Annotated in this window: 14 protein-coding genes; 7 read left to right on the forward strand and 7 right to left on the reverse strand. The window is 66.8% G+C overall.

All coding sequences use genetic code 11. The features are described from left to right. Positions 1-32: 32 nt before the first annotated feature. Positions 33-1100, reverse strand: a complete 1068-nt coding sequence (locus ACN0TP_RS07500; RefSeq protein ID WP_417218228.1) for a lactonase family protein — start codon at positions 1098-1100, stop codon at positions 33-35. A gap of 35 nt (positions 1101-1135) precedes the next feature. Further along, a complete protein-coding gene (locus tag ACN0TP_RS07505; RefSeq protein ID WP_417218229.1) occupies positions 1136-2482 on the reverse strand; it encodes an MFS transporter in 1347 nt (448 codons plus the stop codon). A 341-nt stretch (positions 2483-2823) separates the two neighbouring features. Here ACN0TP_RS07505 and ACN0TP_RS07510 point away from each other — a divergent pair, with 341 nt between their 5' ends. Further along, the gene (locus tag ACN0TP_RS07510) at positions 2824-3957 is read left to right on the forward strand and encodes an L-talarate/galactarate dehydratase (RefSeq protein ID WP_417218230.1); all 1134 of its coding nucleotides are present in this window, start codon (positions 2824-2826) and stop codon (positions 3955-3957) included. Between the two features lie 61 nt (positions 3958-4018). Beyond that, complete coding sequence (locus ACN0TP_RS07515) at positions 4019-4708, forward strand: FadR/GntR family transcriptional regulator (protein ID WP_417218231.1); 690 nt, start codon at positions 4019-4021, stop codon at positions 4706-4708. A 183-nt stretch (positions 4709-4891) separates the two neighbouring features. Here ACN0TP_RS07515 and ACN0TP_RS07520 read toward each other — a convergent pair whose 3' ends face one another. The 4 genes from ACN0TP_RS07520 to ACN0TP_RS07535 all read right to left on the reverse strand — a co-directional run bounded on the left by ACN0TP_RS07520 (position 4892) and on the right by ACN0TP_RS07535 (position 8452). Further along, the gene (locus tag ACN0TP_RS07520) at positions 4892-5293 is read right to left on the reverse strand and encodes a universal stress protein (protein WP_417218232.1); all 402 of its coding nucleotides are present in this window, start codon (positions 5291-5293) and stop codon (positions 4892-4894) included. Then, on the reverse strand, positions 5290-6822 hold the full coding sequence (locus ACN0TP_RS07525) for a tripartite tricarboxylate transporter permease (RefSeq protein WP_417218233.1): 1533 nt from the start codon (positions 6820-6822) through the stop codon (positions 5290-5292). Before ACN0TP_RS07525 ends, ACN0TP_RS07520 begins: the two co-directional genes overlap by 4 nt. 24 nt (positions 6823-6846) lie before the next feature. Next, the gene (locus ACN0TP_RS07530) at positions 6847-7404 is read right to left on the reverse strand and encodes a tripartite tricarboxylate transporter TctB family protein (RefSeq protein ID WP_417218234.1); all 558 of its coding nucleotides are present in this window, start codon (positions 7402-7404) and stop codon (positions 6847-6849) included. A 76-nt stretch (positions 7405-7480) separates the two neighbouring features. Then, positions 7481-8452, reverse strand: a complete 972-nt coding sequence (locus ACN0TP_RS07535) for a tripartite tricarboxylate transporter substrate binding protein (protein ID WP_417218235.1) — start codon at positions 8450-8452, stop codon at positions 7481-7483. Positions 8453-8601: 149 nt separating this feature from the next. Between ACN0TP_RS07535 and ACN0TP_RS07540 the strand changes: the two genes are divergently transcribed. From ACN0TP_RS07540 to ACN0TP_RS07560, 5 genes are all read left to right on the forward strand, one after another. Further along, the gene (locus ACN0TP_RS07540; RefSeq protein WP_417218236.1) at positions 8602-9531 is read left to right on the forward strand and encodes a LysR family transcriptional regulator; all 930 of its coding nucleotides are present in this window, start codon (positions 8602-8604) and stop codon (positions 9529-9531) included. Between the two features lie 90 nt (positions 9532-9621). After that, positions 9622-10569: a 5-dehydro-4-deoxyglucarate dehydratase gene (gene kdgD, locus ACN0TP_RS07545; protein WP_417218237.1), complete on the forward strand. Its 948-nt coding sequence runs from the start codon at positions 9622-9624 to the stop codon at positions 10567-10569. 40 nt (positions 10570-10609) lie between these two features. Then, positions 10610-12217 carry an aldehyde dehydrogenase (NADP(+)) gene (locus ACN0TP_RS07550; protein ID WP_417218238.1) on the forward strand — a complete coding sequence of 536 codons (1608 nt, stop codon included), beginning with the start codon at positions 10610-10612 and terminating at the stop codon, positions 12215-12217. Then, positions 12214-13542, forward strand: a complete 1329-nt coding sequence (locus ACN0TP_RS07555) for an enolase C-terminal domain-like protein (RefSeq protein WP_417218239.1) — start codon at positions 12214-12216, stop codon at positions 13540-13542. The genes ACN0TP_RS07550 and ACN0TP_RS07555 overlap by 4 nt, the downstream gene beginning before the upstream one ends. Before the next feature lie 78 nt (positions 13543-13620). Next, positions 13621-14550 carry an AEC family transporter gene (locus tag ACN0TP_RS07560; protein ID WP_417218240.1) on the forward strand — a complete coding sequence of 310 codons (930 nt, stop codon included), beginning with the start codon at positions 13621-13623 and terminating at the stop codon, positions 14548-14550. A gap of 155 nt (positions 14551-14705) precedes the next feature. Here the strand turns inward: ACN0TP_RS07560 and ACN0TP_RS07565 are convergent, their stop codons facing one another. After that, the gene (locus ACN0TP_RS07565; RefSeq protein ID WP_417218554.1) at positions 14706-16025 is read right to left on the reverse strand and encodes a short-chain fatty acid transporter; all 1320 of its coding nucleotides are present in this window, start codon (positions 16023-16025) and stop codon (positions 14706-14708) included. Positions 16026-16056: the final 31 nt, after the last annotated feature.

Here is a 16056-nt window from a genome sequence, read left to right on the forward strand (position 1 = left end):
GGCCGGCATCAAACGACTACCGACCCACGCACCTAGGTGTACTCGGCCCGCCCGACTGGAAGCGTCAGCATCCACAATGGACCACGACCGGTTGGTGCCCTTCCGGTCGCTTCCAAGCTGCCCGTCGATGGATCGATGCGGTACGCCGTGACTGCGTCGGAGAGCTCCCCGCAGACGAGTAGGAATCTACCGTCAGATGTCACTGCGGTCCCCCGGGGCTGAACTTCCGTTGCCGTGGTTGCGATGAACTCCAGGATCCCCGTCTGAGGGTCAACGGAGAACGTGGTGATGGTGCTGCTGCCACGGTCCGTTGTATGGAGGTAGCGCCCGCTTGAGGACAACTGCAGGTCGGCGCACCAGACCTTCTGTCCTTCCACCACACGGTCGGGGGTGCGGATGATGCCAGTTGGCATCCTCCAGGAGGCAGGAATCGATCCCACGGACTGCACCAGCGTGAGATCACCGTTGGCCTCGTCACGGCGGAACACATCGACGGTGCCTGCAAGCTCGTTGAGCACATAAACGCGGTTACCCGACGCATTGAAGCGCAGGTGGCGGGGCCCGGACCCCGGGGAGACAACCGTTTGTCCGGTCGGAACGCCCGCCCCACCAGAAGCCTGATCCCACCACACGATCCGGTCCGTCCCCAGGGACGTGGCATAGACCTGACGCCCATCGGGGCTGGGCTCTGCACAATGCGTTTGCGGCCCCGGCGCACAGGCAGTCTTCCCGGGCCCGGCGACATTGCCTTCCTGCGTCAGGGCGACTTCCACGATCACCCCGCCCTGGTAGCTGGGGCTGAGAAGACGCCGGTGCCTATCATCGATACAGAGGTAGGTTGTGGTTTCGGGCAATTCCGCGGCCCCCCACGGGCGAAGGCGCCCTGTCCAGGCCTCGATTCCAAAGGCCCGTGCCACCGGCGGGACTGTGTTCTGCGCGGTGTAGAGCACCCCTCGTTGCGGATCCACCGTCAGGGCCCGTACGGCGGCCGTGCCATGGAGCCGATCAAGGTGCGTCAATGTCCCCTCCGGCCCCAGCAGAAGACTGTCGACCGTGCCCTCCTCGGAGCACGCAACGTAGACCAAACTTGCTCCGGCCATCTGCGAAAGGGGAACGGGGCGGCCGACGGCGGCGCTCAGGCCGCGTCCTCAGCGAGCGTCAGGTCACGCCCACGGGTCTCCGGGGCCAGGAAGGTCGTGATGAAGGCGACGGCGGAGTACATCGCTATCAAGGCAGCGATCGGCCACCACGCGTTGTCGAACAGGACCAATAAAGCTGCCGCGATGAATGCCGAAACACCGCCGGAGACGATGGCTCCCATTTCCTTGGCCACCGCGAGCTTCTGGTAACGGCTTCGTGAGCCGAACAGCTCCGCAGCGTAGGCGGACTGCGCGGCGAACATGCCCAGCGATCCTACGGCGTTGCCCAAGACGATAACCACGATGACCGCCGCATCTGTTTTGGACTGCAAGGCGAACATAGCCGGGAAGGCGAGCAGGAGCTGGAATCCAGCCAGCAGACGGTAGGTGATTCGACGACCGAACCGATCAGAGAACCGGCCGATCAGCGGCACGGTGGCGAACGCGCAAACGGAGGAGATCAACAGGGCCATGGTGCCCACCGACTTGTCCATCATCAGGACAGTGCCTGCGTAGCCGATGAGGAATCCCTGGAACAGCTGCGAGTTGCCGCTTTCACCGAAGCGCAGGAACATGACCAGGAAAAAGCTCTTGCTCCAGAAACGCTGCCGCGGGATGGCCACGGCCTCATGTTCTTCTTCGACTCGCATGGCCTCGACCTCCTCGAAGACCGGGCTCTCCTTCATGTTCCGGCGCATCCATAGAGTCGCGACCATGACCAGCAGGCTCATCAGGAACGGCAGGCGCCAGCCCCAGCTGAACAGGGTGTCCTCCGGCATCAATGCCACGATCAGCACCCAAACGCCGGACGCGGCGATATTGCCGAGCGTGGTGCCCAGTGCCACGAGGGAGGCGATGAAGCCACGGTTATCGGGACGGGAAGCCTCGGCAAGCATGACCGACGCGCCCGAAAGTTCCGCCCCGGCGCCGAAGCCCTGCACGATGCGCAGGAAGACCAATAGCGCCGGGGCCACCAGCCCGGCCTGTTCGGTAGTGGGCAGCACGCCGATTGCAGCCGTGGAGAGTCCCATCAGCGTGATTGTCAGGATCAGGACCTTCTTGCGTCCGACAATGTCTCCAAGACGTCCGAAGAACCACGCCCCGGCAGGACGAGCGAGAAAGCCAACTCCGTAGGTTGCAAAGCTGGCCATCAGGGCAACGCCGGCGCTCTGATGCGGGAAGAAGATCTTGTCAAAAACCAGGGCCGCGGCCAGGCTGTATAGCTGGAAATCCACGTATTCAAGGGAAGTGCCGAACCAACTGGAAAAGAGCGTTTTACGAAGGCTGGCGCGTTCGCCCTCGGAGGTGGTGCCGGGCGCGGGCGCTTGTAGTTTTTGTGTCATGGGGAATCGCTTTTCTCTTGTCTGCTGCCCACGTCGTGCCCGAGCAGGTCGGGCAACAACGCATGAGGCGTGCTGTGCGAAAACGACGTTAGGCGGCTCACACAATGCTCGTCCAAGCCCCATTTGGGATGTTGCGATACCCAAAAAACATGACGAGTCATCCCAGCCTTACTCCCGGCCGCTGACTTGGGTGCATCCACGGATTTCTAGTCATTACCCCGGAGCGGCTCTGGGAAATTTAGCGGCTGTAAGCCGAGCGGATGGGCCAAATGATGAATATTACTTGTCATACAAGTTATTGACTTATATTATTGGCGAACGTCATCCACCAAAGGAATCCCATGCCCTACACGCCCGACGCCATCCGGCACGTCAAGCTCTCCACCGCCGCCCTCCCGCTGGCGACCCCGATTTCCGATGCCAAGGTCTTCACCGGTCGGCAGAAGCCCATGACCGAGGTCGTCTTCCTCTTTGCGGAAATCACCACGGAGCAAGGACATGAGGGCCTGGGGTTCTCGTACTCCAAGCGCGCGGGCGGACCAGCCCAATATGCCCATGCCCGCGAGGTCGCCGACGTCATGCTCGGAGAGGATCCCAATGACATCGCCAAGCTGTACACGAAGTTGTTGTGGGCCGGGGCCTCGGTTGGCCGCTCCGGGGTCGCCACACAGGCCCTGGCCGCCCTGGACATCGCCCTCTACGACCTGAAGGCCAAGCGTGCCGGACTTCCCCTGGCCAAGTTCCTCGGGGCCCACCGCGACTCGGTGCGTACCTACAACACCTCGGGTGGATTCCTCAACGCCTCGATCACCCAGGTGACCGAGCAGGCCACCCGCTCGCTCGAGGAGGGCATCGGCGGCATCAAGATCAAGGTCGGGCTGCCCGACGGCGCCGAGGACCTGCGTCGCGTCGCAGCCGTCAGGGAGCACATCGGCCCCCACGTGCCTCTGATGGTCGATGCCAACCAGCAATGGGACCGGGCCACCGCACTGCGGATGGGCCGGCGCCTGGAGGAATTCGACCTGACGTGGATCGAAGAGCCCCTGGACGCCTACGACGCCGAGGGGCATGCAGCACTCACCGCAGCACTGGACACCCCCATTGCCACGGGCGAAATGCTGGCCTCCGTCGCCGAGCACGAGCGTCTGATCGCCGCCCGGGCCTGCAACATCATCCAGCCCGACGCCCCGCGCGTCGGCGGCAACACCCAATTCCTGCGCCTGGCAACACTGGCCGACCAGGCCGGGTTGGATCTGGCTCCGCATTTCGCCATGGAAATCCACTTGCACCTCGCGGCCACGTATCCGCGCGAACCCTGGGTGGAGCACTTCGATTGGCTCGATCCCCTCTTCAACGAACGCCTGGAAACCGTCGATGGCCGCATGGTGGTGCCGGACCGCCCCGGCCTGGGCATCAGCCTCAGCGACCAGGCACGTCGATGGACGACCAAGACGGCCGAGTTCGGCCGCTCCTGAGCCTGGCATCGTCCCACGCAGGACGCCGGCAGACGGCGCCCTGCGTGGGACGATGGCTACCATGAGTCCAAACCTGACCAGCACCCTCGTCGAGCATCTGCGCCGGGAGATCATCGAGGGACGAATCGCCGCCGGCGACAAGCTGCCCAGCGAATCCGCGTTGATCGCCGCCCATGCGGTCAGCCGGACCGTCGTCCGCGAGGCGATCACCCGCCTGCAGGCCGAGGGACTCGTCCACACGCGCCGCGGCAGCGGAAGTTTCGCCCTCACCCCACCGCCAGATCCCCCCGGCGGCACCGGCCCCCGTCCGGCACGCAGCCTGCCCGAACGCCGCGCCCTGCTGGATTTCCGCATGGGTGTCGAATCGGAAGCTGCCGCCCTGGCCGCCGGGGCCCGGAAACCCCGGGACCTGGAGGTCCTCCGCAGCGCCCTGCTGGCCTTCAGCGCGGCCGGCACGTCACCCTCGGAAGCCCTCTCCTGCGACTTTGCCTTCCATCAGGGCGTCGCCCGGGCCAGCGGCAATCCGTACTTCTCCGATGTGCTGGACGGGCTGGGCCCAGCCATGATCTCGATGCCCCGCCATCGCCTGGCTCCCGGCACCGCGGATGCCCATCGGCTGGGGGATGTGATGGCCGAACACAACGCGGTGTTCGCCGCCATCGAGGACCAGGATCCCCGGGCCGCCGCGGCGGCGATGCGCACCCATCTGGTGAACTCACGTCGCCGGCTCGAGGCCGGTAGCGGCGCCTGACCCACCGGTTCTGGGGCCGGTGCCGGTGCCCCTCCTTCCGCCCGCTGGTCGGCTCGGGCCAGCAGGTCCTGGCCGTGCGTCGATGCTGCACCGCGCCGAGACTCCGGCTCGATCCATGCATGGCAAACGGCGGCGCGGCCCGTTCACCAACAGGGCCGCACCGCCGACATGTCGCGGAACCGATCAGTCCCGAGCGGAAGCCTTCACGGCCAACACCGGGCGATCGGACTGCAGCAGGATGCGCTGCGCATGCGACCCCATGATGAACTTGCCGACCTGCGTGCGCTGGCGCAGTCCGATGACGATCACGCTCACATCGTGGCGGATGGCCAGCTCCAGCAGCTCCTCGGCCAGGTCATCGCGATGCGTGGAATCCAGCACCGTCAGCTCCACGCCGGCATCCGCTGCCAACGAACGGATCCGCTCCAGGTCTTCCGGCGCGGCAGCTGACTTGTCGACCAGGGCTCCTTCACGCACGGAGTTCACCACCAGCAACGGCTCAGCGCGCCTCTTCGCCTCGGCCACCGCTTCGGTGGCCGCGGCTTCCCCGGCGGGGGTGGGGACATATCCAACGAGGATGCTCATGCGTTTTCCTTTTCGTATTCGGGGATGGAACCGTTCTTGGCTGCCGACTTCCTGCGCTCAAGGCCCGTCTTGACCATGGGCCACACGGCGACGACGACGAAGACGACCAGCAGGACGGCCGAGATGGGGCGGGTGAAGAATCCGCCCAGATCGCCGTTGAGCACCAGCAGCGAGCGCCGGAGCGAGGATTCGAGCAGCGAGCCCAGGACGAAGGCCAGGACCAGCGGCCCCGGGTCGAATCCGAACTTCTTCATCAGGTAGCCCACTGCACCGAAGAAGACCACCAGGGCAACATCGAACATCGAATTGTTGATGGTGTAGGCGCCCAGCATGGTGATCAGCGCCGTGATGGGCGCCAGGATCGCTGCACGGACGCGCAGGATGCGCACGAAGAGCCCGACCAGCGGAATCGACATGATCAGCAGCAGGATGTTCCCGATGTACATCGAGTTCACCACGCCCCAGAACAGGTCCGGGTGTTCGGAGACCAGCTGCGGTCCGGGGGTGACGCCTTGGATCAGCAGGGCACCGAACATCAGCGCCATCGTGGCGTTGGCCGGGATGCCCAGGGTCAGCAGCGGGATGAACGAGCTGGTGGCGGCTGCATTGTTTGCGGTTTCGGGTGCTGCGACGCCTTCGATGGCGCCCTTCCCGAAGCGCGAGGGGTCCTTGGCACGTTTCTTCTCCATGGCGTAGGCAGCCATCGAGGAGATGGTCGCACCGCCACCGGGCAGGATGCCCAGGAAGAACCCCAGCACCGAGCCACGGCCGATGGCCCCGGCGGACTGCTTCAGGTCCGAGCGGGAGGGCCAGACGTTGGCCACCTTGGCCGGTGCCGCCGCGGCACGGTGGCGTTCTTCCAGGTTGTAGAGGATCTCGCCGAGGCCGAACAGGCCCATGGCGACGGGGACGAAGTCGATGCCGTCGGCGAGGTTGATATTCCCGAAGGTGAACCGTTCGGCACCGGTGAACACATCCCGTCCGACGGTGGCCAGCAGCAGGCCGAAGGCCGCGGCGATGAGCGCCTTGACCTTCGCTCCATTGGAGATGGTGGCCACCAGCAGGATGCCGACCAGGGCCAGGGCCGTGTATTCGGGTGGCCCGAAGTCCAGCGCGAATCCCGCAACGATGGGTGCCAGGAACGTCAGCCCGATGATGCCCACGGTACCGCCGATGAACGAGCCGATCGCGGCTATGCCTAGCGCGGTTCCGGCCCTGCCCTGTTTGGCCAGCATGTAGCCGTCGAAGACGGTCACCACCGAGCTGGCTTCACCGGGTAGGCGGAGCAGCACCGAGGTGATGGTGCCTCCATATTGTGCACCGTAGAAGATGCCGGCCAGCATGATGATCGCGGTGACGGGCTCGATCCCGTAGGTCAACGGCAGCAGGATGGCGATGGTGGCGGCCGGGCCAAGGCCCGGGAGCACGCCGATGAGCATGCCGATGACGACGCCGACGAGGCAGTAGAGCAAATTGGTGGGGTCCAGAACGACACCGAAGCCGTTGAGAACTGGTTCAAAAAAGTCCATGGGAAACCTTTGGTTACGCCGGCGCTAGAAGAGGTGGGGAATCGAGGTGCCGAGGCCGAGGATGAAGATGGCGTAGAAGGCGGCCACGATCAGCACCGAGTACAGGGTGGCGCCGCGCCAGGATTCACCGCCGAGGAACTTCATCCAGACAAAGCTCAGCAACACCGACGGGATCTCGAATCCGGCCACGGGCATGGCCGCGACCAAGCCGACCAGGGTGACCAGGCCGATGGCGGCGAACCAGGATAGGTGGGAGAACTTCTCGCCGTCGCGCCCGCCCTGCCGTCCGATGAGCATCTGGACCAGCGAGAGGACCGTGATCACCAGGCTGACGATCAGGGGCCAGGTCCCCGGCTTCGGGTGGGCCGGATCGCCCAGGCCGAGGCCGACCGACAGGATGATCCCGCCCACCCCGATGATGAGGGCGACCACCGAGGCGGCCAGGTTGGCCACCGGGCCGGACGGCGGCGGGGCGTCGTCCTCCCACTGGGCGGCGAGCTCATCGGGGGTCAGCGGTCCGGAGATCGGCTCGTCCGCGCCCCCCGCGGGGGCGTCCGGCTCCGTGGAGGTGGGACTATTCATGAATCAGCCTTTGGTCATGCCCCGCGGCCTGGGCCGCGGGGCGGGGTGGCGGGGGGAGCCGGGCTCCCGTCCGCTGCTACTTGCTGGTGAGCGAGATGTCGTACTTGGCGGTCAGGTCCTTGTACTTCGCGGCCAGCCCGTTCCAATCGGAAACGACTTCGTCTCCTGAGGTCTCCTTGGGGGTCAGGAGGTTCTTCTCGTTGAAGGACTTGTAGGCATCAGAGGCCAGTGCCGCGTCGATGGACTTCACCAGGCGGTCCTTGACCTCGGCCGGAAGGCCCTTGGGTGCTGCAATGGCACGGTACTGCGAGACGGGGATGTCATAGCCCGACTCCACCGCCGTCGGCACGTCCTTCAGGAACTGGTTGCGTTCGGAGGAGAAGACCAGCAACGGGGTGACCTTGCCCGCGTCGATCTGCGACTTGGCCTCACCGAGCTGGATGGTGGAGACCTGCACCTGGTTGCCGAGCACGGCGGCCAGTGCGGGGGATCCGGAATCAAACGGAACCTCGGTGCCCTGGATCTTGGCCTGCTTGAGCAGCAGGGCCTGGGCCAGCTGTGATCCGGTGCCCACCCCGGTGGTGCCGAAGGACAGCTTCTTCGTGCTCTTCTTCAAATCGTCCAGCGACTTCAGCCCGGATGCCTTGCTGGCAACCATGACGTAGTCGTCCTGGGACAGGCCCTTGAGGACATCGAGGTCATCGAGGTTGACCTTTTCCTTCTCGGACACCGCCAGCGGGGTGATGGTGATCAGCGAGGCGTTGAGCAGGATCAGGTTGTAGCCGTCGGCCGGCTTGCCCGCGACTTCCTGGGTGGCCAGGGCACCGTTGGCCCCGGGCTTGTTCACCACCGGCATCGACACCCCCAGGTCCTTGCCGGCGCCGTCGGCGACGGCGCGGGCGATCAGGTCGGTGGAGCCGCCGGCGGCCTGGCCGACGGTCAGGGTGATGGGCTTGGAGGGGAAGTCGCCGGACGAGGAACTGCCGCCGACGTTTCCGCCACAGGCAGTCAGGCCCAGGACGGCACGGCGACGGGGTTTGATGTTCACGGGGGTGCTCCTAGTGATGATCGTGCGGTCCGGGTCCGGTCGGCCCGGTGGTGTGAAGGACGTCACCTTCAACTGGGCTACGAGCCTAAGAGCACAGTACGATGCAAGTCCAAGCCCATTGCTGCATTGTGTAATACCCGAAAGGCATCATGTTCACATTGGACCAGGCACGCAGCTTCATCGCGGTCGCCGAGGAGCTCCACTTCGGCCGCGCCGCCGAACGGCTCAACATGACCCAGCCACCACTGAGCCGCCAGATCCAGAAGCTTGAACGGGCCATCGGCGTCGAATTGCTGGAGCGGACCAACCGCAAGGTGGCCCTCACCGCAGCGGGCCAGGCGTTCCTGCGTGAAGCGAGGAAATTGGCGGTTGCCGCCGACAGGGCCCCGCTCACCGCGCGGAACATTGCCGCCGGCCGTTCGGGCGTTTTGCGCATCGGCTTCACGGCGGCTTCCGGATACAGCCTGCTCGGCCCCCTGCTGACCCAGGTAGCCGAGGTCATCCCGGACGTCGACATCGACTTGCGCGAACTCGTGACCGGCGAGCAGGTCGCCGCCTTGCGCGACGGCGACCTGGACCTGGGCCTGGCCCGCCCGCCCTTTGACACGGAGACCTTCGAATCCCAGCTGCTCTTCTCCGAGAACCTGATGCTGGCCGTGCCCACTGACCATCCGCTCAATGCCCTCAAACGCCCGGTGGCCACCCAGGACCTGAAAGGCGTTCCCCTGATCATGCATTCGCCCACGAGCGCCCGCTACTTCTACGACCTCGCGGTGCGCCACATCCCCGTGGCCCACGCCAACGTCGTGCACACCGTCAGCCAGATCCTCACCATGGTGGCCCTGGTGGGGGCCGGCCGCGGAGTGGCATTCGTCCCCGAATCGTCCCAGCTGCTGGGCATCGACGGCGTCGCCCACCTGCATTTGGCGGACATCGCCCCGGACCTGGTCGAGCTGCACGCCATCTGGATGCGCGACTCACCCAACCCTGCCCTCCACCGCCTGCTCGAGGGCACGCACCTCGATGGATCACGCCGCCCCGCGGACAATGCCCGGAGTGCATCAATCAATACAAAATAGGGCTTGGACAGGCATCATCGACGCTCCCTAGGGTGGAACCAATAGCCCACCGTGCGCCGCATCAGCGGCACAACCCAAAGGAAGATACCGATGGCCACCTACACCCCCCACGAACTTGCCGCCACCCTCAAGGACGGCCTGCTGTCTTTCCCCGTCACCGCGTTCGACGCCAACTTCGAGATCGACGAGACCGCCTACCGCAGCCACCTCTCCTGGCAGTCCAGCTTCGGGGTCGCGGGCCTCTTTGCGGCCGGCGGCACCGGTGAGGGCTTCAGCCTGACCGTCGAGGAATCGGCCCGCGTGGTCCGCATGGCCGTCGAGGAAGCCGGCTCCCGCGTTCCCGTGCTGGCCTCGGCCGGCGGCTCCACCGCCCAGGCCATCCGCAACGCACAGGACGCCGAAGCCGCAGGCGCCGAGGGCCTGCTGCTGCTGCCGCCCTACCTGACCGAATGCGATCAGGCGGGCCTTGAGGCCCACGTGTCCCGGGTCTGCGCCGCCACGAAGATCGGCGTCATCGTCTACAACCGCGCCAACGCGATCTACTCGGCGCAAACGGTCGCCAACCTGGCGGCCCGCCACGAGAACTTCATCGGCTTCAAGGACGCCACCGGCGACATCGAGCACCTGACCCGCGTCTACTCCCGCAACGGCGACCGCCTGTTCTACCTGGGTGGCCTGCCCACGGCCGAGACCTTCGCCCTGCCGCTGCTGCAGCTGGGCATGAGCACCTACTCGTCGGCCATGTACAACTTCGTTCCGGAGTTCGCCCTGGACTTCTACCGCGACGTGCGCAACCTCGACCACGCGGCGGTGACGGAAAAGCTCAACCGCTTCGTCCTGCCCTACATCGACATCCGCGACCGCGCCGCGGGCTACGGCGTCTCCATCGTCAAGGGCGGCCTGAAGGCCATCGGCCGCGACAACGGCCCGGTGCGCACCCCCCTGCAGGACCTGAACGAGCAGGACCTTGCCGATCTGGATGCGCTCATCACAGCTGCAGGCGTCCGCCCCAGCGTGCCGGCCGCGCAAACCGCCTGATCCGCCCACCGACCACCGAACCAGCAAGGGAGCACCGCTGATGCCCACACAGACCAGCACTCTTCACGGCCACTCGATCATCGCCGGCCACGGTACCGCAGGAAACGGCGACACGGTCAACGGCTTCAACCCCTCCACCAACGAGGCCCTCGAACCCGCCTACACGCTGATCGATGCCGACCAGCTGGCGACGGCGACGTCGGCAGCCAACGAGGCCTTCGCCTCCTTCAGCACCCTGGATCCGGACACCCACGCCCGGTTCCTGGAGCAGATCGCCACGAACATCGAGGCCAACGCCTCGGCGATCATCGAGCGTGCCATGGCCGAGTCCGGCCTCCCCCAGGCCCGCCTGACCGGCGAGATCTCGCGGACCGCCAACCAGCTGCGCCTGTTCGCCACCGTCGTGCGCATCGGGGACCACCGCGGCGTCCGCGTCGACCCCGCCCAGCCGGACCGCGCCCCGATGCCGCGCGTGGACATCCGCCAGCGCCACCTGCCCCTGGGCCCGGTCGCGGTGTTCGGCGCCAGCAACTTCCCCCTGGCCTTTTCCACGGCAGGCGGCGACACCGCCTCCGCCCTGGCCGCCGGCTGCCCCGTGGTCTTCAAGGCCCACAACGCCCACCCCGGCACCAGCGAACTGGTCGGACAGGCCATCACCGCGGCCGTCTCCGAGTTCAACCTGCACCCCGGGGTCTTCTCGCTGATCTACGGTCCCGGACGCAGCATCGGCCAGGCACTGGTGACCGACCCCGCCATCAAGGCGGTCGGCTTCACCGGTTCACGCTCCGGCGGCCTCGCCCTCGTGGCCGCCGCAGCGGCCCGCCCGGAGCCGATCCCGGTGTACGCCGAAATGAGCTCCATCAACCCGGTCTTCATCTTCCCGGGCGCCCTGGAGGACGACGTCGATGCCCTCGCCGCCGCCTATGTCACCTCGGTGACCGGTTCCTCGGGCCAGTTGTGCACGGCCCCGGGCCTGGTGTTCGTCCCCGCCGGGGAGGCGGGGGACCGCTTCGTCACCGCCATCTCCGGTGCCGTCACCGGCTCGGCCGGCCAGACCATGCTCACCAGCGGCATCGCCGAGTCCTGGCACAGCGGGGTCCAGTCCCTGGCAGCCCAGACCGGCGTCGACCTCGTGGGCCGGGGCGAACAGGGTGCCACCGAGAACGCGCCGGCACCGGCCGTCTACGGAACCACCGTCGAGACGTTCCTGGCCAACGAGGTCCTGCACGACGAGATCTTCGGCGCCGCTTCCCTGGTGATCCGCTACGCAGATGCCCGCGAACTCACCGAGGCCGCCGAACGGCTCGAGGGCCAGCTCACGGCCACGCTGCAACTGCGTCAAGCCGATCACGAACTGGCCGGTTCCCTCATCCCGGTCCTCGAGCGCAAGGTCGGCCGCATCCTGGCCAACGGCTGGCCCACCGGTGTCGAGGTCGGCCACGCCATGGTCCATGGCGGCCCGTCGCCGGCGACCTCCGACAGCCGCACGACCTCGGTGGGCAGCCTGGCCATCGAGCGCTTCCTGCGCCCGGTCGCCTACCAGAACCTGCCCGATGGCCTGCTCCCGGCCCCCCTGCAGGACGCCAACCCGTGGAAGCTGAACCGCCGCATCGACGGCCGCATCGAACTGGCCGGGGGCAACGCATGAGCGCCTCCCCCACCATCGCCTCCCTCGAGGTCGTCCCGGTCGCCGGCCGCGACTCGATGCTGCTCAACCTCTCGGGGGCCCACGGGCCGTTCTTCACCCGCAACGTCGTGATCATCACCGACTCCGAAGGCCGCACCGGCCTGGGCGAAGTCCCCGGCGGGGAAAAGATCCGCGCGACCATCGAGGAGGCCGGCCGGCTGATCCAGGACCAGCCGGTGGCCCGCTACCGGTCCCTGCTGCGCAGCATCGGCACCGAGTTCGCCGACCGTGACTCCGGAGGCCGCGGCCTGCAGACCTTCGACCTGCGCACCACCGTCCACGCGGTGACCGGCGTCGAATCTGCACTGCTGGACCTGCACGCACAGGCCCTGGGCGTCCCGGTGGCCGAGTTGCTCGGTGACGGCCAGCAACGCGACGCGGTCCCGATGCTCGGCTACCTCTTCTATGTGGGAAACCCCGACGCCACCCCGCTTCAGTACCTGCGCGAACCCGACGGCGCGGACGACTGGGAACGGGTCCGCCGTGAAGAGTCGATGACCGCGGAGGCCATCGTCCGGCTCGCCGAGGCCGCCCAGTCCCGCTACGGGTTCAAGGACTTCAAGCTCAAGGGCGGGGTGCTGCCCGGTGACGATGAGGTCGACGCCGTCGTCGCCTTGAAGCAGCGCTTCCCCGACGCGCGGATCACCCTGGATCCGAATGGCGGCTGGCTGCTGGAGGAGGCCATCCGGCTGGGACGGCGCATGCAGGGCGTGGTCGCCTACGCCGAGGACCCCTGCGGCCCGGAAGGCAAGTTCTCCGGGCGCGAGGTCATGGCCGAGTTCCGCCGGGCGACCGGCCTGCGCACTGCCACCAACATGATTGCCACTGATTGGCGGGAGATGTCCCACGCGATCCGCACCAACGCAGTGGACATCCCGCTGGCCGACCCGCACTTCTGGACCATGTCCGGTTCGGTGCGCGTGGCCCAGCTGTGCAACGAGTTCGGGCTCACCTGGGGATCACACTCGAACAACCACTTCGACATCTCCCTGGCCATGTTCACCCAGGTCGGCGCCGCCGCACCGGGGACGATCACCGCCCTGGACACGCACTGGATCTGGCAGGACGGCCAGGGGCTGACCCGGGATCCGCTGCTGATCCGCGATGGCGAGATCAAGGTCCCGGCCCGTGCCGGGCTCGGGGTCGAGCTCGACCGGGAACGCCTGGAGCAGGCCCACCAGCTCTACCTGGAACACGGGTTGGGTTCGCGGGACGATGCGGCGGCCATGCAGTTCCTGATCGACGGATGGCAGTTCGATCCGAAACGTCCCTGCCTCATGCGCTAGGGACGAAGCGACCACGGGGCCGGCAGCGGATACGCTGCCGGCCCCCTGCTGTGGAGGTGGCCGGTGGACGGCGTATTAATGGGTTTCGGAATCGTGCTGGTGCTGATCATCGTCGGGTTCGGCGCGGCGGCACTGCTGCCCGGCCATGCCCCGGCGATGCAGAAGGGACTGACCCCGGCGATCTACTACATCACCAACCCGGCGCTGATGTTCGTCCTGCTGGCCGAGACGGACCTCGGTGCCGTCGTCGGGGTCTACACCCCCATCGCACTGCTCACCGCTGCGGTGGCCGGCGGCTGCTTCGCCCTGGTGGGCAGGTTCGTTTTGCGCCGCGGTGCGCGGCAGACGGCGGTGGGGGCCATGGGGTCCTCCTATGTGAATGCCGGGAACATCGGGTTGCCCATCGCGTTGTATGCGGTGGGCAGTTCGACGCCGGTGGTCTCCGTGTTGTTGGCGCAGTTGCTGGTCATCGCCCCGGTCTACCTGGCGGTGTTCTCCTGGTGCGGCCGCGGGACGGCCGAACCGCCCGGCGGGCATCCCGGCTGGGCTGCGGGAATCCTGCGTTCCTTCACCAACCCGGTGACGGTGGCGACGGCGGCCGGGGCACTGGTCGCGCTGACGGGGTGGCATCCGCCGGCCATCCTGTGGACTCCGGTGGAGATGCTCGGGCATGCGTCCATCCCCTTGCTGCTGGTCCTGTTCGGCATGGGCCTGCATGGGCAGAAGCCGCTGACGGATCGGGCCGTGCGTCCCGACGTCGTGCTCTCGTTGGCGGTGAAGCTGGTGTTCATGCCGGCGGTGGCCTGGGTCATCGGGCACTTGGTCTTCGGTGTCACGGGGACCGCCTTGTTCGGCGTCGTGGTCATGGCGGCGTTGCCGACGGCCCAGAACGTCTACCTGTTCGCCAGCCAGTTCCGCATGCCGGTGACGGCGGCGCGGGACGTGATCTTCCTGTCCTCGATGCTGTCCCTGCCGGTGATCGGCGTCATCGCCCTGCTCCTGACCTGAGGCCCTGTCGACGACGGGGACTGGCAGCGGATCCCCACCGCTTTCCCAGCTGGTTCACAACTTCGCTTCCTAGAGTGGTGACTACCTCAAAGGTGCGAGTGATGAATCGGGCCCCGGCTTTCCCCCAAGCCGGGGCCTTCATCATGTCCGGGCACCTACCAGGAGACGATGAGCAAGGTTGCGGCGAACACCAGCCCGGAGGCAATCAGCACGATCGTGGTGTAGCCGAGGATGTCGCGCATCTTCAGCCCCGCGATGGCCAGCAGGGGCAGCGCCCAGAACGGCTGGATCATGTTCGTCCACTGGTCGCCGTAGGCCACCGCCATGATCGGGATGGAGGGGTCCACCCCCAGTTGTTCGGCGGCGGTGAGCATGATGGGCGCCTGGACGGCGAACTGCCCGCCCCCGGAGGGGACGAAGAAGTTCACCAGGCCTGCCGACAAGAGGGCCAGGACCCCAAAGGTCTGCGGCGTGGAGATCGAGACGAACGCATCGGAGAAGATCCCGATCAGCCCGGTGCCCTCCATGATGCCCAGGATGCCGGCGTAGAGCGGGAACTGCAGCAGGATCTCCCCGACATTGGAGGCCGCATCCTTCGTCAGGGCGACGAGTTCGAAGGGGTTGCGCACCAGCAGCAGGATCAACGCCAGGAACGTCCAGTTCACGATGTCCAGGGTGATGGTCCCGCCCTGCACGAAGTGGATGAGAAGGTAGGCGGCCAGCATGATGCCCAGCAGCAGGGTGGGAAGCCGGCTGGCGTCGACCCGGTCGGCGGGGGTGACGATGTCTTCTACGACCCGGACGCCGCCGTCGCGGGCATCGCGCTCCAGCTCCACGATCTTGTCGGCCTGCCGCGGGGCCACCAGGAACAGGGCCAAACCGACCACCACGATGGTGGCGACGGCGGCGATCATGTTCCAGGTGGAGAACGTCGTCTGGGAAATCGGCAGCGGCCCACCGAGCTGCTTGGCGATGAACGAGTCGGGGGACGCCGCGGTCAGCGGCCCGGAACCGGAGTACCCCATGTGCCAGACCACGAAGCCGGCGAACCCGCAGGCCACGAGCATCGGGAAGTGCAACCGCAATCCCCGTTCGCGCCCCTGGGCGGCAACCTCCTTGGCCAGCAGGGCGCCCACCACCAGGCCCAGGCCCCAGGTGATCAACGAAGCCACAGCTGCCACGGCGAACACGAACAGGTAGGCCTGAATCGGCGTGCGCGGGATGCTCCCCAGGAAGGCGAGGAGCCGGCGCACCGGGCGCGTGTTGGCCAGGATGTGGCCGAGCATGAGGACCAGGGCCATCTGGGTGATGAAGGCCAGCAGCCCGGCCAACCCGTCACCCCAGCTCTTGACGACCAGCACCGCGGAGGAGCCGGTCAGGGTCAGCGCCAGAATGGCGACGATGAAGGTCAGCACTATGGCGAACACGAGTGCCGAGGGGATGAATTTTTCAACTAGTTGGTTGACCGGACGCATGGCGCGCGAAATCGGCGTGCCCTGCTTCGCG

The sequence above is a fragment of the Arthrobacter sp. genome, from assembly GCF_048266065.1.
In the GTDB taxonomy this organism is placed as follows: Bacteria; Actinomycetota; Actinomycetes; order Actinomycetales; family Micrococcaceae; genus Arthrobacter_H.

Coding starts and splice junctions, on each gene's coding strand:
- ACN0TP_RS07505 (WP_417218229.1), bottom strand. CDS start 2,482: ATGACACAAAAACTACAAGCGCCCGCGCCCGGCACCACCTCCGAGGGC.
- ACN0TP_RS07540 (WP_417218236.1), top strand. CDS start 8,602: ATGTTCACATTGGACCAGGCACGCAGCTTCATCGCGGTCGCCGAGGAG.
- ACN0TP_RS07525 (WP_417218233.1), bottom strand. CDS start 6,822: ATGGACTTTTTTGAACCAGTTCTCAACGGCTTCGGTGTCGTTCTGGAC.
- ACN0TP_RS07560 (WP_417218240.1), top strand. CDS start 13,621: ATGGGTTTCGGAATCGTGCTGGTGCTGATCATCGTCGGGTTCGGCGCG.
- ACN0TP_RS07510 (WP_417218230.1), top strand. CDS start 2,824: ATGCCCTACACGCCCGACGCCATCCGGCACGTCAAGCTCTCCACCGCC.
- ACN0TP_RS07520 (WP_417218232.1), bottom strand. CDS start 5,293: ATGAGCATCCTCGTTGGATATGTCCCCACCCCCGCCGGGGAAGCCGCG.
- ACN0TP_RS07500 (WP_417218228.1), bottom strand. CDS start 1,100: ATGGCCGGAGCAAGTTTGGTCTACGTTGCGTGCTCCGAGGAGGGCACG.
- ACN0TP_RS07555 (WP_417218239.1), top strand. CDS start 12,214: ATGAGCGCCTCCCCCACCATCGCCTCCCTCGAGGTCGTCCCGGTCGCC.
- ACN0TP_RS07515 (WP_417218231.1), top strand. CDS start 4,019: ATGAGTCCAAACCTGACCAGCACCCTCGTCGAGCATCTGCGCCGGGAG.
- ACN0TP_RS07550 (WP_417218238.1), top strand. CDS start 10,610: ATGCCCACACAGACCAGCACTCTTCACGGCCACTCGATCATCGCCGGC.
- ACN0TP_RS07530 (WP_417218234.1), bottom strand. CDS start 7,404: ATGAATAGTCCCACCTCCACGGAGCCGGACGCCCCCGCGGGGGGCGCG.
- ACN0TP_RS07565 (WP_417218554.1), bottom strand. CDS start 16,025: ATGCGTCCGGTCAACCAACTAGTTGAAAAATTCATCCCCTCGGCACTC.
- kdgD (WP_417218237.1), top strand. CDS start 9,622: ATGGCCACCTACACCCCCCACGAACTTGCCGCCACCCTCAAGGACGGC.